This is a genomic window from Veillonella ratti (assembly GCF_003992115.1).
Taxonomy (GTDB): Bacteria; Bacillota; Negativicutes; order Veillonellales; family Veillonellaceae; genus Veillonella_A; species Veillonella_A ratti.
On sequence record NZ_RQUX01000027.1, the window covers coordinates 1 to 23,234 of the forward strand.

Here is a 23,234-nt window from a genome sequence, read left to right on the forward strand (position 1 = left end):
AGGTTAAGTTCTACAATTATCAAAAATTATTCAATCTGAAAAATATAGTTATAAAATGGCACTAATCATCATGATATTATCTTTTGTTATATCACCTAACAATAAATCAGTCCGAACGTTCGCATTTGATACTTATCACTTGATTGTTACTTATATCTGCAGCTGTTTAATAAAAACTCAGAAAAAGCAAAAAAGACTTCCGATACTAAGTATCAGAAGTCTTCTAAATAGGATGGACAAAAATACAATAAAAACAAAGGTTTTTGTCTTTTACAAGGAATATTTTACGTTTTACATTGCCGATATAGTTAAAAGAGCTACACAGCTTATTATGCGTCTCTTATTATTATGCGGCTCTTATTTTTATGCTTATTCATAATCTAACGGATAAAGGCATTCAAAATCCTCATCACTCAAATATGGCATGCGTGTGCATATTTCTTGAAGTGCATTTCTTGCGGTCATCGATTGATTAAACCGAAGGGCGTCAATATCTTTAACATCGTCCCCCTCCATTTGGCAAGATCTTGAATTCTTTTCATATGGATCCTCCCAATCAATAATACGGTTATAGCGGTCCCGTGCAATTTTGATTATATCTGTCGATTTAACCACACCACTTTTAATAGCTGAATCCAGTTCAGCCGTTATCATATCCTCCCTTATAGCGTTAAGACAATATAATAACGCCTTCTGCACATATTCGGGAGGCGTGCTATTGGATAACTCCCAATCTTCCATAGTTCGTAGTGGCACTTCTAGCAACCTAGCCGCCTGCAAGCTTGATAATCCGGTTTTTTCTATTTCTTCTTTTAAAGTCTCGGCAAAACTCATAATATTGCTCCTTCCAACACGGTAAGCCTCTAGGCTACTAGCTTAGGGCTTTTATCATTTAGATTTGCATATCATTATTTCATTACATAGTCAGTACGGTCATTACCCCACTCTATTGCCCCTTCGATATTATCAATATAATTATAGCACGCTCTAAGTTTATTTTATATACAAAAAGCGACCTCTCGAAAGAAGCCGCCCGTAATAAATTAATTGATACATGTATTAGAAAAGTCATGATTTATGATAAATACATTGTAATACACCATAAATAAAAAACGAACTTCCAATACTTTCGCATTAGAAGTTCGTTTTTATCATATATGGTGGACGATGACAGGATCGAACTGCCGACATCCTGCTTGTAAGGCAGGCGCTCTCCCAGCTGAGCTAATCGTCCATGAAGTTGGTGACCCGTGGGGGAATCGAACCCCCGATACCGCCGTGAAAGGGCGGTGTCTTAACCGCTTGACCAACGGGCCGGAAAGTGGTGACTCATCCGCGACTCGAACGCGGGACACCCTGATTAAAAGTCAGGTGCTCTACCAACTGAGCTAATGAGTCATGTAAATTGGCAGGGGTAAAAGGATTCGAACCTTTGAATGACGGAGTCAGAGTCCGTTGCCTTACCGCTTGGCGATACCCCTATATATACAAAGGTATAAACCTGAGTAAATAAAAATGGCTCCCCGAGTAGGACTCGAACCTACGACCGATCGGTTAACAGCCGATTGCTCTACCGACTGAGCTATCGAGGAATGAAAGTGGAGCGGAAAACGAGATTCGAACTCGCGACCCCCGCCTTGGCAAGGCGGTGCTCTACCACTGAGCTATTTCCGCATTTCACAACAGAAACTATTCTACACCGTTAACTGTATTTTGTCAAGCACTTTTTTAACTTGACTGCATTCAAAGTGTCTTGTCCCTGACTGCTTAATTATAATATCAAAGAACTAAGGCCCATGTCAACACTTTTGTAAAAATATTTGTACAAATATTTTACAAAAGCATAACGGCCCACCAATTGAAGGTGAGCCGTCACTGTTACCTTGTGTTAAACACTTCATTTAAATGCTGTATTTACGCCTCAAAGAGGGTAAACACATTAGGGATAGGCAAATCCATGGAGCCGAGACCTACACCCTTTTTAGGGGCTTTTTCAGCTTTATCCATCATGGAAAGCAATGCCATTTGTATTTCTTCTTTAGTTGGCGCCGCTGCCCCCGGTTGGAAACCGTTGGCATTCAATGTTTTCACCAAAGTAGCCCCTGTGGGTGTTACCAATTCGCCTTGCACCGGCGTCACATAAGTCGGGAAGCCTTCCAAAAGGTTGGCTGTAGCGGGTGTAGGAATATCCATGAGGCCGTGCTCGCATTTTACCTTGCCTTGTCCCAGGTGAAGCGGCGAAAAGATAATGCCGGTCACGCCGAGGTATTCCAGACAAATCATGGTGCCTACAATATCAATGATGCAATCGATGGCGCCCACTTCGTGGAAATGCACTTCATCCAAGGTTGTATTATGCACCTTTGCTTCCGCCATGCCTAAATTTAAAAAGGCAGCCAAGGCCTTTTCTTTTACCCAATCAGATAAAGGCGCCTCTTCAATGAGGGCTTTAATGTCTGGATAATTGCGCCGTTCCCCATGAGCATGGGTATGAAAGTGAATGCCGTCATGCGTGTGCTCATGAGTGTGGGTATGAAAATGAACACCATCGTGACTGTGCGTATGACCATGGCCTTCACCCTTCAATTTCACATCAAAATAAGTCCCTTCGACGCCCAGTTTTTCACGTTGCTCATGAATGAGTGAAAAGCCGCTCAAATTAAGCGGTGCCAAAGACTTTTTAAAATAATCAAACGGTACGCCGTAGTTAAGCAAAGCACCGATCATCATATTACCGCTGATTCCGGATGCACATAAACCATGCAATAACTTACTCATAACTACCGTCCATCCTGACGTTTGTTGCCGGGGCCGTCTTCCGCTACGGTCACCGTGGCTTCGCCGAAAGTTTTCATATCGTTTAACATGTGAAGCGACGCATCCACTACGGATAATCCCATAACAGAGCCCAACGCTTCATCCATTTCCAAATCATAGTACAAGAACGGGCTGATACCCAAGAATTTCATCTGCGCTTTGTGCACCGGTTCATTGTATGCCGCCGATTGGAATACGAAGTCCATCACAGCCGGATTAATGGCACGCGCTACCAATAACGCAGCGCCGGTCACGGCGTTGTCAAAGACTACGGCCATACGGTTATGAGCAGCACCGAGGTAAAAACCGACCATAGCGGCAATATCTAAAGATCCTACCGTTTGCAATACTTTCAAAGGTTCGGACGCACTTAAGCCATAGCGCTGTAGGGTAGCGCTTAAACGGTCCGCTTTTTCCTGAATGGACAAGGTGCATTCGTTATTCGTCAACAATTCAGCCATAGGATAACCGGTAATGGCTGCTGTTACGGCCAAACCGCTTAATAACGTCCGTTCGCCTACGTTGCCAATGGCCACGGCCTGCACGCCTTTGCCGGCCAATTCATCAGCCATCTGAAAACCGACTTCCAAAGCCGCTTCCATTTCTTCCGCCGTCATAGCCAGACCTTTACCAAAGAAACGAGCGCCGTCGGCTACTTTTTTATTTATAATGCCTTTTACGTTGGCCGTATCTTGCTCCAGACCTACGTCAACAACAATTACGTCAGCTTCTAACTTCTTAGCAGCCGCACCGGTCGCACTGTGACCACTGCCGAGGCGCGTCACAGCGGCTAAGCTTTCCTGCCCTTTCGTATGGTTTTGTATACCGTCGACGGCCGTATCGCCGGCAAAAATAAGAACACCGTTTTTAATATGGTTTGGCTGTTCCACATTGTAAATGCCTGCTAAACGAACGGCGATTTTTTCCAACTGCGCCAAACTGTAAATCGGCTTAGTCAAATTATCTACGCGAAGTTGGCAAGCATCCATGCATGCCTCATTTAATGGTTTTATCGTAAACTCTCTCATGCCTGATGCCCTCCTTCTAATTCTTGATACATGCGCACCGCTAAATCGAGCATACCCATTTGAATGGAACCGCCCGATGCTTCACCGAGGCAAAGGCCAAGGTTAACGTACGCTTCGAGCCCCAAAGTATTTAGAGCTCGGTTATGCGCTTTTTCGGCGGATAAATGGGAGGCCATTACATAATCCATGCTTTCAGGTACCAAGGAATGCGCTACCAACGCACAGGCGGTGGTGTTAAAACCATCGATGATGACCATGGCATGAGCGGCCGCCGCACCAAGGATAATCCCCGTAATGCAGGCAAATTCCAAACCGCCTACGGAATGCAAAATGCCGAGGCCGTCGTTTTTATCAATATGAGCGTATTTTTCCAACGCATCGTGAACTACTTTTTGTTTTACCTTAAGTCGTTCGTCGGAAATATTGGTGCCCCGACCGGTTGCCTGTTCTGCCGTAATGCCGGCGAATTTTGCCGTCATAACAGCACTGGCCGTCGTATTGGCAATCCCCATTTCACCTACGAGGAATACATTATATCCTTCAGCGACTTTTTCATTAACAAGAGCAATGCCCACTTCCATAGCCTTGATACATTCTTCTTTGGTCATGGCCGGCTCTTTTAAAAAGTTGCGTGTTCCCATGCGGATTTTATTGTGACGTAAGCCCGGCACCCAGTTCATGTCCGCTTTGATACCCACGTCGACTACTTCCATGTCGGTCCCGCAATAATTGCCCAGCGCATTGGCTCCGGCCCCTTTCGGAATGAGGTAATTCTGCGTCATGCCGACGGTTACATCAATCGGATAGGCACTAACCCCCATTTCCGCTACACCATGGTCGGCAGCTGCAATAATCATACAGCGTTTCGGAATAGTCGGTGATTCTTGGCGTGTATCCATAGCATATTGTTTAACCATGTCTACCAATTTGCCAAAACTGCCGTACGGCGTAGCCTTATCCCAAACGGCTTGAATTTTCTCACCGATGGCGGCATCTTTTGGGGTAATCTTTTTACAAGTTTCTTCAAATAAGCCCATCATATCCTCCTATAAAAGGGAAAATTTATCACGAATCTGCTTCGCATCACTCAAATATAATTCAAGTGTATCATCATCCGCAGTTAAAAGTAAATTTTTAATAATTGATATTTGCTTCTCTAAATCTGATAACGCTCGCACCACTTCATCACGGTTGCCCGTTATGATTTCGCGCCACATATGGGGATTACCGCCGGCTACACGAGTAACATCGCGAAAACCGCCGGCCGCCAAGCGAAGGCGTAAATCGCCGTATTCATCGCCCCCAGCAATGGTGGCAATCATGGAGGCCACAGTATGAGGCATATGACTTATGGTGGCCATAAACCCGTCATGAACACTCATGGGAATACACTCTACACGGCTGCCCAACAATTTGCCCATTTGAGCCAATTCAGCCGCATCCTCGGCGTCCCCACCGTCTTTAACGTCATCTTCCAAGACAATCCATGTGCAGTTCTTAAACAAATCTGCCTTGGCCATGTCATAGCCGCCTTTTTCAGACCCGGCCATGGGATGAATCGACACAAATTTAGCACCGACCGGTAAATATTGTTTCACTGTACTGGCAAAATTCGTCTTCGTACTGGACACATCAGTTATAAGAGTGCGAGGCCGGATGAGCGGTGCCAGCTCCTCAAACAGCCTCGCGTTCGTGTCGGGCGGCAAGGCGAATACTAAAATATCCGCCTCCGCTACCACTTGTTTGGGATCGGTATACGCACGAGCCACAACCTTATCGGCCATAGCCGCTTCACAAATCTCCGGGCGCCGTGCATAACCAATCACTTCATAATCTGTATATTTCGCCAATCCTTTTGCCAAAGAACCGCCGAGTAAACCTAAACCAATAATACCTACCTTACGCTTCATACTTCTTCCTCTAACTCTCTTTTTTACTAAAATCTACTATACTACACGAATCTTCACTTCCATTGAAGATTCAAGCGGATTGAATTCAATGTTTTTTTCAAAAAACAACAGGCGTCACGCCGTTTCTTCAATCAGCTTCTTGTTCTTCCATTTACCGCTGTGCCAACGCCATACGAATATGATGGCGCGCACACCTTCATCGATGGCCATGGCAATCCAGATGCCTACGAGCCCCCAACCGAGCCAAACGCCCAAGATAAAGGACAAGTTAACGGCACACAGCCACATGCCAAAGATACCTACAATCATCGGCGTCCTGATATCACCGGCCGCCTGTAAACACTGAACCATAATAATATTAACCGTTCGTCCGATTTCCAGGAATATTTCAATCAACATTATCGTCTTGCCAAGCGTAATAATCTCCTGTTCGTCCGTGAAAAAGGCAAATATATAATCACTCAACAGATAGAACGATACAGACAAGGTCAGGCTGATCGCCATGCCGAGCCACATGGTATGCCATACACGCCCGGAAATCTCGTCTTCCCTGTCGGCACCGACCAAAAAGCCTACGATTATCTGCGCCGCATTGGCCAGGGCAATGGTGTACATGTAGCAGAACATAGAAATAATGTAGGCATACACCTTCGTATTAATAACCATGATGCCAAAAATGTTGACCATTTTCATAATCGTCGTCTGCGATAACTGATAAGACAGCGTTTCGCCGCCGGACGGCACCCCGATGTGCAGCAACCGTTTTAACGTTTCTTTAGGGAACGGTTTTAAATAAGTCCAGGACAACTTAACGTTGAGCTGGGTTTTGAATAAATAAAATACCAAGAGCAGACCTAAGCCCTTGCTCAAGGCTGTGGAAATGGATACGCCCAACACGCCCATAGACGGAATAGGGCCCCAACCGTAAATTAATACCAAGTTACTGAAAATGTGTACTACGTTCATAACGAAGGCCACGCACATGGTAATAACCGGCAAGGAAAAGCCGCGGAAAGTAGCCACAAAGGCCGTATAAATCCCCGTAATCGGAATGCTCGCGGCTACAATCGTCATATAAAGACTCGTATCATCGATGATTTCTTCCGGCACGCCGAGCCACTCAAAGAGCATGCGATGGGCTACCAAAATAAACAACGCCGCAATGGAACTGAATACGAAGTTAAAGGCAATACTTACGGTTGTTACTTCGTTGATCTTGGTCGGATTTTTGGCCCCCAAATATTGAGCAATTAAAATCGTTGTGGCCGTACTCATAACGGTAATCAGGAAGATGAAAATATTCATAATCTGATTCGCATTGGCTACGGCGGCTACCGCTTCTTGGGAATAGTGACTCATCATAAACTGGTCAATATTACCAATAAGCATTTGTAAGAATATCTCGATAAATATAGGCCAGCTTAAAGTGACAACGGATAGGCTGGCACTTTTTTTGACACTTCTCATACACTAACCTCGTTATATTTTGATTAATGCGTCGTGTTCGATCAAACATTGCCAATCGGCAACCAATCGGTATTTAGCCTGTGCTTGTGCCATATCCCAGTTCTCCCCTTCCGGGAACCAATTGCTCGGCATACAGCCGCCCTTGGCAAAATTGATGGCATAGCCCATTTTGCGAACTTCTTTGGAAGCCCACCAAGCACCGATCGCCTCACGACCTTCTAAATAAATATTTTCCATGTGGGTGGCTTCCAACCAATGGGTAATTTCATCCCAATATTCTTTAGGAATTACACTTTTGGCCAAGCATTCTTGTAAACTCTTGCGAGCGGCCGCCACCATTTCGGGAGTCAACGTTTGCATAATTCTATCTCCTCCGTATTAGCACAAGACCCCTTCCAAATGGCAGGGGTCTAACATTTGATTATCCAATTTTTATTATAACATCGCTATAGCTACTTCGCCACTATACAATAGGACCAAAGATTTAAAACTACCATCAACTATAGCACCAAAGATTTAAAACCACCCTCAACTATAGCAGAAATAAGCTTCTACCCTATTTTAAGGCAGCAAAGGCTTCGTCAGCTACGGCCAAGGTATGTTCAATATCCTTAGCGGAATGTTGTGCCGACATGAAGTTGCTTTCATACTGACTTGGTGCATAGTAAATGCCATGACTCAAATTGTAATGGAAGAATTTTTTGAACGCTTCCATATCACAAGCAGATGCATCCTCAAAATTAAGTACCGGTTTGTCACTGAAGAACAAGGTAAACATGGAGCCTACATATTGTACTTGTACAGGTACATTATGTTTAGCCGCCAATTCTTTAAGGCCTTGGCAAAGTGTTTCGGTGGATTGATTAATCCGTTTAAACACAGTCGGATCTTGTTGCAAAATGCTAAGGGTTGCTAACCCCGCCGTTACGGCAATCGGATTACCGCTTAGTGTACCGGCCTGATAAATAGGACCGGCCGGAGCTACTTGGCTCATGATCTCACGGGAACCGCCAAACACGGCCATTGGTAAGCCGCCGCCAACGATTTTGCCGAGGCAAGTCAAGTCCGGTTTAATATTGTATTTCTTCTGCGCACCGCCTGAGCTGGCACGGAAGCCGCACATAACTTCATCAAAAATAAGTAATGCGCCGTGAGCCTTTGTCAATTCACGAAGTGTTTCCAAGAAGCCCGGAACCGGCGGTACACAACCCATATTACCGGCTACCGGTTCTACAATAACCGCGGCAATAGCATAGCCTTCTTTTTCAAATAAAGCTTTGATTGCATCAATATCATTATATGGTACGGTCAACGTATCGGCCGCCACACCGGCCGGTACCCCCGGACTATCGGGCACACCGAAAGTTGCAAGGCCGGAGCCGGCTTTTACGAGCAAGCCGTCACTGTGACCGTGATAGCAACCGATGAATTTAACGATTTTATCGCGGCCCGTATAACCACGAGCTACGCGGAGGGCACTCATCGTCGATTCCGTACCGGAGTTAACCATGCGGAGCATTTCCATATTCGGCATGAAAGCCTGGATTTTTTTAGCCAATTCCGTTTCAAGCAAAGTTGGCGCACCATAGCTGGTACCGCGTAAAACGGCTTCTTGCAAAGCGGCTACGATTTCCGATTTGGCATGGCCAAGAATCATAGGCCCCCAGGATAATACATAGTCAATGTATTCATTGCCGTCAATATCATAGATGCGGTCGCCGGAAGCAGAGCTGATGAACGGCGGTTCGGAACCCACACTGCGATACGAGCGAACCGGACTGTTTACGCCGCCCGGCATATATGCTTTAGCTTCGTTAAAAGCTTGCTTAGATTTATCTAATGTAAACATAATCTTCTCCTTATGATACTAACGACAATGGGTATTAAAAGTCTTGTGCTCAAATGATGTATTTGGCGCACATTGTGCCTCGTCCGCAATTAAAACGGTGTTAACAATTATTTGCGCAACCAGCGAGCTACGTCGAGTGCATGGTATGTGATGATAATTTTAGCGCCCGCCCGTTTCATGGATAACAACGTTTCCAAAACGATGCGTTTTTCATCAACCAGGCCCTGCTGCGCAGCGGCTTTAACCATCGCATATTCACCGCTTACATTATAAACGGCCAACGGATAGTCAAAGTTATCCCGCGCTTCGCGTACGATATCGAGGTATGAAAGAGCCGGTTTAATCATGATAATATCGGCACCTTCACGAATGTCGAGCTCGATTTCACGCATAGCTTCGAGGCGGTTAGCTTCGTCCATCTGATAACCTTTACGGTCACCGAATTCCGGTGTGGAATGAACCGCATCACGGAACGGACCATAATAAGCGCTGGCGTATTTAGCGGCATAGCTCATGATAGATACATTGGTAAAACCGGCGTCATCGAGAGCTTCACGAATTACGGCTACACGGCCATCCATCATATCCGACGGAGCCACCATATGAGCGCCTGCTTCCGCATGGCTTACAGCTACTTTGGCGAGCAACGGTAACGTTTCGTCATTTAATACTTCATGGTTTTCAACACAGCCGCAATGACCGGTGCTGGTGTACTGACATAAGCATACATCAGATACCACAATGAGTTCCGGTACTTCTTTACGAATCGCTTTGATAGCTTGTTGCACCGGTTGTTCCATATCCCAAGCGGACGAACCTTGTTCATCTTTATACGTTGGCAAGCCGAAAATTTCTACACCCAAAATACCAAGGGCATGTGCTTCTTTAGCCACTTTTACCGCTTCGTCAACGGATAAGTGATATTGTCCCGGTAACGATGTAATTTCTTCCTTAACGCCGGTGCCCGGTACAATAAACAACGGGTAAATCAAATCTTCTACATTGAGCGTTGTTTCACGAACCAGAGCTCGCATGGCCGGTGTTGTCCGCAAACGGCGCGGACGATAGGTTAAGTCTAACATTATTCATCGTCTCCTTTATTTATATGAGTCCTACCTTTTTATTGTAGTACGATTTTTTAAAACTAGCCAGTCTATTTATATCAGGCTGTTTAATTGATTGCTTTACGTATTATTTTGTCTCCGCCTGTGCGGCCACGTCTGCTTTAATCATATCTACCATGGCCGGAATGGTGAAGGTTTCACCGATTAAATCCGGTTGAATGCCATGTTCCACACAAGTAGCGGCCGTAATTGGGCCGATGCAGGCAACACGGGCTTTTTTAATCAATTCGGCACCATCTTTACCAAGCATGGTTAACGTATTGGTTACCGTTGACGAGCTGGTGAAAGTAATATAATCAGCTTCGCCATTAGCTAAGGTTTCACGCAAAGCATCGGCCTGCGAATCGTCTAATACAGTTTCGTATAAACGAGCTACGGTCACGTCGGCACCGGCAGCTTTAAGGCCTTCCGGAATTACTTTACGCGCTACTTTCGGCTGAATCAATAATGCTTTGTCGCCTTTTTCAAGAATTGGTGCCAATGCTTTCACAACGGATTCGCCCTTGTAATCGCTAGGAATAATATCGGCTAAGAGGCCTTTGTCATGCAAAGCTTTAGCCGTGGCACTGCCGATGGCACAAATTTGAGCGGTGCCCAATACTCGACTGTCTTTGCCCAAAGTTTCCAAAGCTTTGAAGAAATAACGAACCCCTTCGGCAGAGGTAAACACAACCGTTTTATAAGTGGCGGCATTAAGAATTGCTTCTTTTTCCGCTGCGCCAACCGGTAAAGCTTGCGTCTTAATAGCCGCTGCTTCAATGACATTAGCGCCCAGTTCTTCCAGTTTTTCACTCAAAACACTGGCTTTCGAACGAGCACGGGTTACGAGTACATTTTTGCCAAAAAGCGGTTTATTATCGAACCAGCGGAGTGAATCGCGCAGGCTTACTACATTGCCTACCGTAATAATAGACGGTGGCTTAATACCGGCTTTTTTTACATCTTCAGCGACATGTTCCAAGGTAGAAATCAAAGTCTGCTGAATAGGTTTGGTACCCCAACGAATAACGGCAACCGGTGTATCTTTAGGGCGCCCGTATTGCATGAGTTTTTGTGAAATCATCGGCAAATTACCGACCCCCATAACGAAGCTGATGGTATCAACGGCGGTAGCTAAGCCTTCCCAGTTGATGCCGGATTCGTTTTTAGTCGGATCTTCATGACCCGTTACAATGGCAAAAGACGTCGCCATAGCGCGCTGAGTTACGGGAATGCCCGCATAGGCCGGCGCCGAAATACCGGAGGTCACGCCCGGTACAAATTCAAAGGGAACGCCCGCTTTGGCAAGTTCCAACGCTTCTTCGCCGCCACGACCGAAAATGAGCGGATCGCCGCCCTTTAGCCGAGCTACAATCTTGCCTTCTTTACCGTATTTAACAAGTAATTCATTGATTTCGTATTGATGCAAGGTATGATGTTTGCACTGTTTACCTGCATAAATAAGTTCTACATCGGGACGAGCCCAACGCAATAAATGTTCATCCGCCAAATAATCATAGACGATAACATCTGCTTTCTCTATGCATTCACGACCTTTAACTGTGATTAATTTATAATCCCCGGGACCTGCCCCAATTAAATACACCATACCCGTCATTGAATTACGCCCTCCTGAATCAACTCTTCGATGATATGTTTGCCACCTTCTTCGTATAAAGCTTTGGCTAAGTTGCGGCCGATAATGTCAGCCGTTTTCTTAGGGCCCGTCAACTCCCCTTCATAACAGTTTTTACCGTCAAGGGATGAAATGATGGCCTTCAAAGTTAACTGGCCTTTATGGATTGTGCCGTGAACACCCATCGGAACTTGGCAGCCCCCTTGCAATTGACGCAAGAAGCTACGTTCCCCGCGCGTACACCACATGGTATCTTCGTCATTAAGTTTAGAAAGCATGTCGAGTATTTCCGTGTCATCGCTGCGACATTCGATAGCAAGCGCCCCTTGGCCTACAGCGGGAATTAATTCATCGGCTGTAAAAACTTGAGTGATTTGATCGGCGAGACCCAAACGTTTCAGACCTGCCTGAGCCAACACGATGGCATCAAAGTTTTCTTCTTCCAGTTTACGAAGTCTGGTCTGTACATTACCACGCAATACATTAATCTGTAAATCCGGACGATGATGTAAGAGTTGTGCCTGACGACGCAAGCTGCTGGTTCCTACTTTAGCGCCCTGCGGTAATTGGTCGAGGGTCTTATATTTTGGCGAAACCAAAGCATCGCAAGGAGTTTCACGTTTTGTAATGGCCCCCAAGGTCAACCCTTCCGGCAAATCCGTAGGCATATCTTTTAAGCTGTGAACAGCAATATCAATGGAGCCTTCGCGCATGGATGCTTCCAATTCTTCCGTGAAAAGGCCTTTACCACCGATGGCGGCTAAGGGCTTTTCTAAAATACGGTCACCCTTGGTGCTGTGGTGAACGAGTTCAACTTCACAACCGGGGAACAGTCGTTGTAGCTCAGAGCCGACAAATTCAGCCTGCCATAAAGCCAAAGCACTGCTGCGCGTACCTATACGAATTATATTTCTCATAAGGATTTTCGCTCCTTTTCTAAGTCAAACATATCATGGAACAGTTTCCAGTATTCATTTTCTTCGTCTTTACCGGCTACTTCGCCAAAGCGAATCATCGGATCACGCAACAATTTACGCACAATCATGCGGGACATATTGTCCATAATTTTGCGCAGGCGATCATCCGCATCCGGTAATTTTGCTAAGGCGCGGTGCAATTCGCGTTTGCGAGTACGTTCCGCTTTATCACTTAAGAGTACCATCATCGGACGAACAGACAAGTACCCTAATTTTTCCTCTATTTCATCAATTGCTTCAGCAATGATCGGTTTCGCTTTTTCCGCTTCCAATTCACGCTGATGTTTATTTTCTTCAACAACGCTCTCCAAGGAGTCAATATTAAATAAATACACATCATCAATTTGGGATACATCCGGATCAATATCACGCGGAACGGCAATATCAATCATAACAATAGGATTGCCTTGACGATTAGCCGCAATTTTAGCCGCTTCTTCGGGCCCGATTATATAATGCGGTGCCCCCGTAGAGGTAATTAAAATATCCGCCTCTTTGGCTTGATTGATAAAGCTGTCAAATGAAATAGCCTGACCGCCGAATCGTTTTGCCAGGGCTTCCGCTTTATGGTAAGTTCGATTGGATACAAAAATACTCTTAACCCCTTTGGACTGAAGATGGGTAGCCGTCAATTCACTCATTTCACCGGCTCCCAGAACAAGCACTTTTGCCTCACTCATCGGTTTTGTCAGGCAATCTTCCGCCAAATTTACCGCTGCATAACTTACGGATACCGGCGTATTGGCAATGCCTGTAACGGTGCGCACTTTTTTACCGACACTGATAGCTCGTTGGAAAATGATATTAAAAATAGGGCCGGTCAAACCGCGACTATACGCCGAAATATAAGCCATCTTAAGCTGACTTAATATCTGCCCCTCCCCGAGTACCAACGAATCGAGGCTGGATGCTACATTAAATAAATGAGCCAATAAATCGCGCCCTTCATACATGAAGAACCAGTCATCTTCAACCTCCATGTCTTCGACGCCTTTTAAATGCTGTAATAAGTCAAGCATGAACTGTTTCGGATTTTCCACATCTTCCAACACCGCATATAATTCGGTACGATTACATGTAGATAAAAGGACACATTCCGCTACTTGTTCATGTTCATACACATGATTAATGGCTTCGCTTATTTCCGTTTTATCAAAAGAAAATACTTCACGCACGTTTACCGGTGCACTTCTATGATTTAAACCTAATACGATTAATTTCATCGCTCAATATATCCTCCACACATTTCCAATCACCCTCTATTATCTTAATCAACTCTTTTTGACCTAAATGTTTTTGCCAAAATTCTTCACGTTCCGCCGGCGTTGTCAAAAGCTCACGTACCGTTTTACGCATTTCTCTTAGAGCCGGCAACATCTCGGCTACTGCCCCATAGCGATTAGCCAAGTCTTTTTTGATTAAACGACTTAATCGAGGACTTACCCGTCCGGTAAATATGGCAAATTCCAAATCTCCCACTGTTACCGTCGCCGGAAAGGTAAAATCGCAATCACTGCGGTCATCCGCCCGGTTTACCAAGGCCCCCAAGGCTCTGGCCTTCTTAGCACACATTGCATTGAGCTCACTGTCGCTCGTTGCCAATAACACAAAATCCGCTGCCAAATCAACGGATTCATCATAAGCCGCTTTTTGCCACACTAATTGATCCTTAGCGGCCCACTCGGCTATGTTAGCCGTCACTTCGGGACTTACTACGGTTACTTTGGCGCCTTCCTTAAGGAACAGACCGATTCTACGCTCCGCTACGGCACCGCCGCCGATAACCAAACAACGTTGACCGGTCAGTCGTAAGGCCATTGTAATCATATTGCCTCACTTTCTTAGAACTTCATTTTATCTTTTTTATGAAATTCTTTCATATGTTCTTTATATCAAAATCGGCTTGATATAAATCAAGCCGATTAACACTCTATTTATTTATTATCTTCGCTTGTTTCCGTGGACGCTGCTTCTTCAGCCTTTTCCACAGCCGCCTGAGCCGCCAATACATCCTCGGCTACGCCGGCATTACTATGAATTGTTGAATTGTCTTCGGCTGCTGCCGCAATTACTTCATCGATATTAACTTTCTCAAGTTGTACTTTGCTGTCACCTAACACATAGCCATCCACCATTTGCATTTGTGAGTTCAAAAGGGATTCCATACGGGCTTTGAAAACAGCTACTTCATTACGAATTACTGCATATTTTTCGCAACCTTCGCGCAACTGACGTTCAGCTTCCGCAATAATTTGACGACGTTGCTGTTCGGCTTCCTGAATGATGAGATCTGCTTCTTTACGAGCAGAATTTTTAACATTTTCGCCCGTTTCCTGAGCCAATACTAAAGCATCATTCATAGTCGCTTCCATTTTTTCGTATTGAGCAATGCGTTTTTCCAACTGCTCAATTTTATCCGTCATTTCACGATTATCGCGATATAAGGTTTCATAATCATGGACCAATTCGGCCATAAACGCGTTAACCGCTTCCTTGTCGTACCCACGAAAGCCTGTTTCAAACTCTTTATTGTGAATATCCATTGGTGTAATCATACAGCTTACCTCCTAATTTACATGAATCGTTTGAGATAGACACCGATGCGCCCCTTGCGAGAGGTGCCGGTAATTTCCTCAATTTTCATTCGTCCACGACCTCGAAGCGATATAATATCTCCTTCTTTGACTTCTTGTGCCGGTCCCTTGGCCGGTTGCCAGTTTACTTGCACAAGTCCCGCATTGATTGAACTAACCACTTTGGTGCGGGATACGCTGAATCCGGAAGAAGCTACCGCATCCAGGCGCAAAGAAGCAACCGTGGTTCGTATTTCTTTAATTTTTTCTTCTTTCGGTTGGATTTCGGCTATATCCATATCATCCACCGAAACGGACACCATGGCGATTTTAGTGAAATTCTGTTTCACATAGTCTGCCATTGCAGCATCCACTATTAATTGAGCACCACCGGTTTGCATAATAATGTCACCGAAACTGGTGCGCTCAATGCCAAGCCCCATGAGCGAGCCCAACACATCACGATGAGTAAGCAAACGAAAACGCGGATCCCAAGACACTTTTAAGGCTTTAATACCCAAATCTACGGTGCCTTGAAAATCGGCTTCTACGAATGCTACGCGAATGCGCTCGGCTCCTTCATAGCCACCGCCGAATTCTACCTTAAGTTGCGGTAAATTCGCTTTAATTGCGTCGGCAATCACAAGTCCTGCCGGCGACATAAACTCTGACACCCGATATGGCTTGCCCGCCACCACTTGCTCGGCTAAGTCGAGCATGCGGCGAGCTTCTTCGCCACTACCGGATGCTTCAAAATATCGAATTAATTTTTCTTTATCTTTCACAAATCCTCCTAATGCTTGCCAAGTTCCAAAGAGCGTTCATAACATGCCACAACACCCTCTTGCAAGGCGGAGCGAAGGCCTTCTTTTTCCATTTTGGCAATGCCCGCAATCGTAGTACCGCCCGGAGACGTTACCTGATCGCGCAGTACCGCCGGATGATTCCCCGTTTCAAGTGCCATTTTACCGGCACCGAATAAAGTATACGCAGCCGCTTTGATAGCTACCTTTCGGGTTAATCCCAATCGCACGCCCGCATCAGCTAAGGCATCCATAATAACGAATGCATAGCCCGGACCGGATCCGGAAATCGCCGTCAAACGCTCCAAATCGGCTTCGGAACAAACTACGGCTTCACCAATCGCACCGAACAGGGTGCTCAGTTCAGCCGTAACAATTTCATTGCCTTTGCTGCCTGCCGTAAGCGCCGTCAAGCCGGCTCCCACAGCCACAGGTGTATTCGGCATGGCGCGATACCATACCGCCTGGGGAATAGCAGCCTCTAAAGTACTAAGTGTAACCCCCGCTGCCACAGACAAACAAGTTGTCCCGGCCGGCAATCCCTTTAACTTTGGCAATACTTCAGGTAATACTTGCGGTTTGACTGCCCAAATGACAGTTTTTACACTCTTTATGTCAGGCAATTCAGTGCCTGCATTGACGTTTAATTCTTCACGCAATGCATTGGCACTGAATTCAGTTTTTACTAATACATATACAGCTTGGGGCTCAACCAAGCGATTAGCTAAGGCACCACGCAAAATGGCACCGCCCATCGCACCGGCTCCAACAAATAAAATTTGGCCTACCATGCTGACCTCCTATTATAATTGAGGTTCCTTCCAAGTGAATTGATCCGACATGTCATTATAGCTCTTGTCGTTATAATCAACTGTTACATTTACCGGTACACAAATAAAAATATCTTTACCGATTTTTTCCAATTTGCCATCTAAAGCAAAAGTGGCGCCGCTCACAAAATCAACAATGCGCGCCGATTCATGAGGGTCGGTTTTTTCAAAATTAATTACTACGGGACGCATATCGCGAAGCTCGTTAGTAATGCGTTCGGAATCTTCAAATACTGTTGGTTCGACAATGACTACTTTCATTGAATTAGGACGTTGGGCCACGGTGTTATATCCTCCTGTTTTTGCGGGACGAAATGCGGAACTTGTTGTGTTGGTCTGCGGTGCCGTCTGCGGAACCGGCTCATCATAATCAGGACCGGCATTTTCCGTGTATTCATCTTCATCATATACGTCATGGTCATTACCAAAGAACATTTGCTTAATACTATTCCAACTTAAACTCATTAATAAACCCTCCTACAACGCGCTATTTTAATCATATACTCGGTTACCAAAAATTGCGGTGCCAACGCGAATCATATTCGCGCCTTCTCCCAAAGCCACTTCAAAGTCATGGGTCATTCCCATAGACAAATATTCAATCTGTCCTTCCGAGAATTGGGATTTCATATCCTCATATAATGCATGGGCTACTCGAAAAATAGGACGAGCCTCTTCAGGATCTTCGAAAAAAGGTGCCATGCACATCAATCCTTTGACTCTTACATTCGGCAATGTCTTCGCATAATCGCGCACTTCCGGAAAGTCCTCTACTGTCAACCCGGACTTACTTGCTTCCCGAGCCACATTGACTTGCAGCAAAACATCTTGTATTTTGCCGCATTTAGCGGCCACTTTATTTATCTCATCCAGTAGCTTACTGCTATCTACAGAGTGTATTAAGGAAAACAATGGAACAGCTTGTCGCACTTTGTTCATTTGCAAATGACCAATCAAGTGCCATTCCAGCTCCGGTCCATTGTAAGTCAACAACTTCTCCTTCGCTTCCTGTACCCGATTTTCTCCCACTGTGCGGACGCCTAATTGCGCCACCGTTTCCACTGCTGATACAGGATGATTTTTTGTCACAGCTATGAGCGTTACCCGGTCAGTACGACCTGCCTTCGCCATGGCATCAGCCATCCGCTTTTGCACAGCTTCCAACGCGTCTTTTATCATAGCTTACCCCCTTATGCACCAGCATACGCTCGTTAGTGCATGTAAAAAATACTTTCATGCGATAATATTATATAATAAATAAGCTAAAATGCCAATGAAAATATGAGTAAATCAGTCATTTCTTCTGTTTTCTAAGCATTGCAAATAATGCCATTCGACCGGTTTTGCCAAACTCACGACGATACGAATAACAACCGGGTGCCGTCATACTATCTGTAGGAGACACGGTAATCTGCTGTAAAGGTACGCCGATTTGGCGTAAATCCTGCACGATAAACTGCTGCAAATTAACATGCGGCGTCTGAATTCCCTTGTCCGCCCGATAGCGATAGCCTACAATCTGATCCGGAATATATGATGCTTTGCGAAAGGTTTCCGCCAGTTCCTCACTAACTTCGAAGGAATTATAATGAATGGACGGACCGAGGTATACATGACAGTCTTGCGGTTGTGTACCGTAGGCATTCCCCATCGCTTCCATCGTCAAAATCGGCACATGACCGATAGTCCCGCGCCAACCGGCGTGAATGACCGCTACGGCATGGTGGTTCGGATCATACACCAAAACAGGCACACAATCGGCTACCAAGAGCAATAACGGCACTTCTTCCAAACGGGTAAAAATGGCATCACTATTGGGGATGGCTTTGTCCATCTGAAAAGCACCGGCCCCCACATTCGCTTCCGTCACTTCGGAAATCTCCGTGCCGTGCACCTGTTGCGCACAGGTTAACAACTCCGGTCCGACCCGTAAATGTTTGGCCAAACGACGGCGATTTTCCCAAACGGCTTCTATATCATCGCCTACATGAAGGCCTAAATTAAACGAGTCAAAAGGCTTCTTAGAAACACCGCCAAAACGCCGGGTCACACCGTGCATCAGCGGAAAACCTGTCAATGTGGCATCTGCCTCAAATTCAAAGGGACGTCCCGGAAAACCGCCACCTTCGCGAATTACGGTTCTATTCTGTCGTGCCATAATCACACCCCGTTTCATTACAAACCCCGCAGCGCCTACAGCCGGCTTGGCAAGGCGCTGTATATGTTTCCGTCAAACTCCGTTGCCACTCAGTCGCCAAATATCCTTCGGCCAATTGCATATCCAGCATGTCCCAAGGAAGCGGCTCAGTTAATTTTCTTGCTCGATATAAAGCTCTATCCATATCATAATCAAATTCACGACAAGCGTTTTTGAAAGCTTTCGCGCCGCCATTTTCAGCGGCCCAAGCAATAATCTGACCCAAACAGCGATCACCGCGCGCCAGCACACCTTGAACATAGGCTTCTTTCGGCGATTCCACAAGCACCTCAATACGTCGGTTCTTGCCAAGCGCTTTCTTGATTGAATTCAGCTTCTTCGTAACTTCTTTTTGGTTCGCCATAGGCATCCATTGAAACGGCGTAAACGGCTTCGGTATAAACGGATTGACACTCAAGGTCAAACGCCCTTTACACCCTGCATCCTGCATGTAGCCGAACACATCATTCGCCATGGTCACAATGGCTTCAATATCTTCATCTGTCTCTGTAGGCAAACCAACCATGATATAGAGCCGAATATGCGGAATGCCCGCCTTCGCCGCCAAAGTTACGGCCTTACGCATATCCTCATTGGAAATACCTTTATTAATAACACGGCGCAACCTATCGCTCCCCGCTTCCGGTGCTATAGTAATCGTCTGTTGACCACTGGCGGCAAGTCCGTCCACTACGGCTTGGGTCAACGAATCGGCCCGTAAGGAGGCACAGGAATAACGCAAACCTTTTGCGCGAATATAATTCACCAACTCATCAATATCAGGATAATCGGAAATAGCGGCGCCCATGAGTCCCACTTTCTTGTTTAACTCAGCCGCCCTATCTACGCCGGCTTTCAATAAATCGAGTCTACGCAAACGCGGTGTGCGATAGCAATAACCGGCCATGCAGAAGCGACAATGACGTCCGCAACCACGAGCCACTTCTACGATGTACATAGCCCCGAATTCTGTATAATCGGTGGCGATTACGGTTTCTCCTACCGACTCCAACTGTCGCCAATGGCGCGTAACACGAGGGACATTAGATTCTACCCCACCGGCTGCGGATTTGTCTGAAGCTCCGGCTGCGGATTTCTCTGAAGCTCCGGTGGCGGATTTGTCTGAAGCTCTGGCGGCGGATTTCTCTGAGGGTTCATCTGGCGCTGCTGCGCCATCTTCTGAAAAGGCTCTCCTATTCACTTCATAACCGGCAAAATCACCATTTTCATCATATTGCGGCTCGTAGAGTTCAGGCACATACACCCCGGGCAGTTTGCTTAAATCCATCAATATCTCGGATCGTGATGTATGGTTCAAACGGCCATCTTCAATAACAGTGAGCATCTCGGAGATCAGCTCTTCCCCTTCACCGATGATAAAGGCGTCAATAAAATCTGATAATGGTTCCGGATTAAACGTGGCACAGGGACCGCCGGCAATTACGATAGGATCACGCTCGATGCGGTGGATTCGTTTCACCGGCACACGGCCTAATTTTAAAAGCTGCGGTATATTAAAATAATCCATCTCAAAGGTAATATCGATACCGATAACATCACATTCATTGAGCGGTCTTTGCGTCTCCACACTCATGAGCGGCAAACGATGTTTTTCATAATCACGAAGCTCCGACGAGGCCGGCATAAAATACCGTTCACCACAACTTCGTTCACGTAAATTCACTTCTGCATATATAATCTGCAACCCCAAATTACTCATTCCTACGAAATACGTATTCGGATATACTAACCCTACTTTGAAGGGCTTATGGGGATTGCTTTCAACACGGCTTACTTCATTGGCTCTAAGCGATTGTAAGCCATTTAGTATTTCATTTCTTGTCACGGCGCAACCTCCTCGAGCAAAACACATCTTAATTATTAATTATAGCACGAATTCAATACACAGCGAAAATAAAAGGGGCATGGGACAAATAAAAGGAGCCCTCACGGTATTATCCGGAGCGCTCCATACAATATTTAACCCTTACTGTTTTTAATAAATCTGATTTTAATTCAACGAATTAACCATACCTTCTTCCGCTGTCTCCCCTTCCAGCGCAGCATCTGTTTTAATAGCTTGACGGCTTACTAAGGTACAAACACCGAAAGTAATGCTGCACACAATCCATTCCAAATAAATTACATGTGGCACGATGCGTACGGCCGGTACGAAGTTCCAAGCCAATAAAGTCACAACAGCCGCTACTAAAGTATAGAAAGCACCGATGCGGCTGCAGTATTTAGGGGCGAACAAGGTCATCAAGACGATAACCGCGAAGGCTGCCATTAAGCTTAAGCCCTGCATCAAGGTAGCGATGATGCCGCTGATAGTCAATGCGAAGATGAATGTCATAAGCCCCATAACTACGATTGCAATTTTGGTAATAAGCGTATATTTTTCATCGGTTACATTCGGATTGATGAAACGTTTGTAAATATCCTGGGAGAATAAAGTACCGGAGCTTAAGAGCAAGTTACAAGCGGTACTCACATCGGCTGCCCAAAGGGCTGCCAAGGTTAAACCGGCCAAGAGCGGATGAAGCGAAACGATTAATTTCGGTAATGCCAATGCCGGTGCCAAGCCGGGATATAATTCAGCCGCAATCACGCCCAAGTAGGCGCTGATGAAACCGATTGGTAACATAATAAGTCCGCCCAAAATGAAACCTTTGCGAGCAACGCCCACCGTTTTGGCGCCAAGCGAAATTTGAATGATACTCTGCAAGGACAGATTCACCGTAATCAAAGTAACAATCCAAGTCAAAATCGTCATGCCCCCTACACCGTCTACTAAATCGAACATGTGAGGCATCGGTGCCTGTGCTTCGATGACGGCGGTACCGCCCATCATAATAACAGCCATATAAGCAGCGGCGGAAATGCCGATATATTTAAGGGTAACATTCAACAAATTGGAGATGCTGGCGGACCACATGCCGCCCATCATAGTAACGCCGATAAAAACTACGGCACTCATGATCATGCCGGTCGTTACGGTGAACACATCGGGCAATAAAGCTGCCAAAATGGTACCGCCCGCCACATATTGCAAACTCATAACACAAAGTTGAACCATGATTTGAATCACAATACCTGCAATACGGCTCTTTTTATCATAGTAGCGTTCCAACATTTCCGGAACCGTCGTAATATTCAAACGGCGATACCGTTTCGCCACCGTAAGGCCCATCACAATGGCACCAAGGCCCCAAGCGGCCGTGTACCAACCGGCGGAAATACCTTTTACATAGGCCTGTTCAGCCACCCCGATGGTAGACGCCCCGCCTACAGCCAAACCTACGATAGATACAGTAATAAGTGGTGTTGTCATACGGCGCCCGGCAAGCACATAATTTTCCGCCTTGCCCGTGGTCAACTTGCGCGACGCCCAGGAAATCACGAAGAGTAATACCACATACAGCCCTACAATCACAGTTGAAATAGTCATTTAAATCGCTCCTCTCTCTGGTGATTGGGGCATATCACCGGCCCGTCCGCCTTTTTCTCAAAATATCATATTGGCAAAATCGCCAACGCCAACTATGAAATAAAAAATCGCCCCTAAAAAGGGACGATGACGAATCGCGGTACCACCCTCATTGACGATTTCGGAGTATAAAAAAAGAGGGTAGTACCCAAGGGACGGAATATCCGCGGTACCACCCTCATTATCTCGAATCGACCAACTCATAGTTCTTCTAACGACAACCACGCCGGCGCAGCCTACTTAATTCAGCCTTGCAGTTCGGAAAGGAACTTCACACTGTAATCACTGCCGTTTTACACCAACCAACGGCTCTCTGCGCATGCCTTACAGGGCTACTTTCTTTCGTCATAACTTTTACGTCGCGTCCTGCTTGCGAGCTCCGCAATTATGTTGCCCGCTACACTAAGCATTCTGCTTTTTTAAATTGAAATCATTATACGAGAAAACATTTGTCCATGTCAAGGGAAATTTTATTTTTCGGGTTATAGGACATTTTGAGTTGGTAATTTAATCCCAGAGATAGTTAGGATATGGATCAGAGAAATGAAAATCAC

The 23,234-nt window shown here is 45.8% G+C and carries 21 protein-coding genes, 6 tRNA genes and 1 other annotated feature; all 27 genes read right to left on the reverse strand.

Annotated elements, in window-relative coordinates; translation table 11 throughout:
• Window positions 1-369: 369 nt before the first annotated feature.
• The 27 genes from EO124_RS09530 to EO124_RS09660 all read right to left on the reverse strand — a co-directional run bounded on the left by EO124_RS09530 (window position 370) and on the right by EO124_RS09660 (window position 22,641).
• On the reverse strand, window positions 370-834 hold the full coding sequence (locus EO124_RS09530) for a helix-turn-helix domain-containing protein (RefSeq protein ID WP_127059317.1): 465 nt from the start codon (window positions 832-834) through the stop codon (window positions 370-372).
• 324 nt (window positions 835-1,158) lie between these two features.
• A tRNA-Val gene (locus EO124_RS09535) sits at window positions 1,159-1,234 on the reverse strand.
• A gap of 7 nt (window positions 1,235-1,241) precedes the next feature.
• Window positions 1,242-1,316, reverse strand: a tRNA-Glu gene (locus tag EO124_RS09540).
• Window positions 1,317-1,322: 6 nt separating this feature from the next.
• Window positions 1,323-1,398 (reverse strand) — tRNA-Lys (locus EO124_RS09545).
• An 8-nt stretch (window positions 1,399-1,406) separates the two neighbouring features.
• Window positions 1,407-1,481: transfer RNA gene (locus tag EO124_RS09550), tRNA-Gln, on the reverse strand.
• A gap of 35 nt (window positions 1,482-1,516) precedes the next feature.
• Window positions 1,517-1,592, reverse strand: a tRNA-Asn gene (locus EO124_RS09555).
• A 7-nt stretch (window positions 1,593-1,599) separates the two neighbouring features.
• Window positions 1,600-1,674: transfer RNA gene (locus EO124_RS09560), tRNA-Gly, on the reverse strand.
• A gap of 240 nt (window positions 1,675-1,914) precedes the next feature.
• Entirely contained in the window at window positions 1,915-2,778 is an 864-nt protein-coding gene (gene larC / locus EO124_RS09565; RefSeq protein ID WP_127059318.1) for a nickel pincer cofactor biosynthesis protein LarC, read from the reverse strand.
• A 2-nt stretch (window positions 2,779-2,780) separates the two neighbouring features.
• The gene (locus EO124_RS09570; protein WP_127059319.1) at window positions 2,781-3,845 is read right to left on the reverse strand and encodes a nicotinate-nucleotide--dimethylbenzimidazole phosphoribosyltransferase; all 1,065 of its coding nucleotides are present in this window, start codon (window positions 3,843-3,845) and stop codon (window positions 2,781-2,783) included.
• Window positions 3,842-4,882 (reverse strand): nicotinate-nucleotide--dimethylbenzimidazole phosphoribosyltransferase, encoded by a 1,041-nt coding sequence (cobT, locus tag EO124_RS09575; RefSeq protein WP_127059335.1) that lies wholly within the window; start codon window positions 4,880-4,882, stop codon window positions 3,842-3,844. The genes EO124_RS09570 and cobT overlap by 4 nt, the downstream gene beginning before the upstream one ends.
• Before the next feature lie 9 nt (window positions 4,883-4,891).
• Entirely contained in the window at window positions 4,892-5,755 is an 864-nt protein-coding gene (locus EO124_RS09580; protein ID WP_127059320.1) for a prephenate dehydrogenase, read from the reverse strand.
• Window positions 5,756-5,869: 114 nt separating this feature from the next.
• Window positions 5,870-7,222: an MATE family efflux transporter gene (locus EO124_RS09585; protein WP_127059321.1), complete on the reverse strand. Its 1,353-nt coding sequence runs from the start codon at window positions 7,220-7,222 to the stop codon at window positions 5,870-5,872.
• A gap of 12 nt (window positions 7,223-7,234) precedes the next feature.
• Window positions 7,235-7,582 carry a hypothetical protein gene (locus EO124_RS09590; RefSeq protein WP_021840498.1) on the reverse strand — a complete coding sequence of 116 codons (348 nt, stop codon included), beginning with the start codon at window positions 7,580-7,582 and terminating at the stop codon, window positions 7,235-7,237.
• A 196-nt stretch (window positions 7,583-7,778) separates the two neighbouring features.
• Window positions 7,779-9,071, reverse strand: coding sequence for a glutamate-1-semialdehyde 2,1-aminomutase (gene hemL / locus EO124_RS09595; RefSeq protein ID WP_127059322.1), 1,293 nt, complete (start codon window positions 9,069-9,071; stop codon window positions 7,779-7,781).
• Between the two features lie 107 nt (window positions 9,072-9,178).
• Window positions 9,179-10,153: a porphobilinogen synthase gene (gene hemB / locus EO124_RS09600; RefSeq protein WP_127059323.1), complete on the reverse strand. Its 975-nt coding sequence runs from the start codon at window positions 10,151-10,153 to the stop codon at window positions 9,179-9,181.
• Window positions 10,154-10,262: 109 nt separating this feature from the next.
• Window positions 10,263-11,792: a uroporphyrinogen-III C-methyltransferase gene (gene cobA / locus EO124_RS09605; RefSeq protein ID WP_127059324.1), complete on the reverse strand. Its 1,530-nt coding sequence runs from the start codon at window positions 11,790-11,792 to the stop codon at window positions 10,263-10,265.
• Complete coding sequence (gene hemC, locus EO124_RS09610; RefSeq protein ID WP_127059325.1) at window positions 11,789-12,727, reverse strand: hydroxymethylbilane synthase; 939 nt, start codon at window positions 12,725-12,727, stop codon at window positions 11,789-11,791. The genes cobA and hemC overlap by 4 nt, the downstream gene beginning before the upstream one ends.
• Window positions 12,724-14,010, reverse strand: a complete 1,287-nt coding sequence (gene hemA / locus EO124_RS09615) for a glutamyl-tRNA reductase (protein WP_127059326.1) — start codon at window positions 14,008-14,010, stop codon at window positions 12,724-12,726. The genes hemC and hemA overlap by 4 nt, the downstream gene beginning before the upstream one ends.
• Window positions 13,979-14,614: a precorrin-2 dehydrogenase/sirohydrochlorin ferrochelatase family protein gene (locus tag EO124_RS09620; RefSeq protein ID WP_127059327.1), complete on the reverse strand. Its 636-nt coding sequence runs from the start codon at window positions 14,612-14,614 to the stop codon at window positions 13,979-13,981. Before EO124_RS09620 ends, hemA begins: the two co-directional genes overlap by 32 nt.
• Window positions 14,615-14,721: 107 nt before the next feature.
• On the reverse strand, window positions 14,722-15,342 hold the full coding sequence (locus EO124_RS09625) for a DivIVA domain-containing protein (protein WP_021840491.1): 621 nt from the start codon (window positions 15,340-15,342) through the stop codon (window positions 14,722-14,724).
• Between the two features lie 17 nt (window positions 15,343-15,359).
• Window positions 15,360-16,145, reverse strand: a complete 786-nt coding sequence (locus EO124_RS09630; RefSeq protein ID WP_127059328.1) for a YlmH family RNA-binding protein — start codon at window positions 16,143-16,145, stop codon at window positions 15,360-15,362.
• An 8-nt stretch (window positions 16,146-16,153) separates the two neighbouring features.
• A complete protein-coding gene (gene proC, locus EO124_RS09635) occupies window positions 16,154-16,954 on the reverse strand; it encodes a pyrroline-5-carboxylate reductase (RefSeq protein ID WP_127059329.1) in 801 nt (266 codons plus the stop codon).
• A 12-nt stretch (window positions 16,955-16,966) separates the two neighbouring features.
• Window positions 16,967-17,458, reverse strand: coding sequence for a cell division protein SepF (locus tag EO124_RS09640; RefSeq protein WP_021840488.1), 492 nt, complete (start codon window positions 17,456-17,458; stop codon window positions 16,967-16,969).
• A 27-nt stretch (window positions 17,459-17,485) separates the two neighbouring features.
• Window positions 17,486-18,172 carry a YggS family pyridoxal phosphate-dependent enzyme gene (locus EO124_RS09645; protein WP_127059330.1) on the reverse strand — a complete coding sequence of 229 codons (687 nt, stop codon included), beginning with the start codon at window positions 18,170-18,172 and terminating at the stop codon, window positions 17,486-17,488.
• 115 nt (window positions 18,173-18,287) lie between these two features.
• The gene (gene pgeF / locus EO124_RS09650; protein ID WP_127059331.1) at window positions 18,288-19,151 is read right to left on the reverse strand and encodes a peptidoglycan editing factor PgeF; all 864 of its coding nucleotides are present in this window, start codon (window positions 19,149-19,151) and stop codon (window positions 18,288-18,290) included.
• Complete coding sequence (locus EO124_RS09655) at window positions 19,135-21,036, reverse strand: radical SAM protein (RefSeq protein ID WP_127059332.1); 1,902 nt, start codon at window positions 21,034-21,036, stop codon at window positions 19,135-19,137. The genes pgeF and EO124_RS09655 overlap by 17 nt, the downstream gene beginning before the upstream one ends.
• A 165-nt stretch (window positions 21,037-21,201) precedes the next feature.
• Window positions 21,202-22,641 (reverse strand): sodium:solute symporter family protein, encoded by a 1,440-nt coding sequence (locus tag EO124_RS09660; protein ID WP_127059333.1) that lies wholly within the window; start codon window positions 22,639-22,641, stop codon window positions 21,202-21,204.
• A gap of 187 nt (window positions 22,642-22,828) precedes the next feature.
• Window positions 22,829-23,038, reverse strand: a binding site (T-box leader).
• Window positions 23,039-23,234 lie beyond the last annotated feature (196 nt).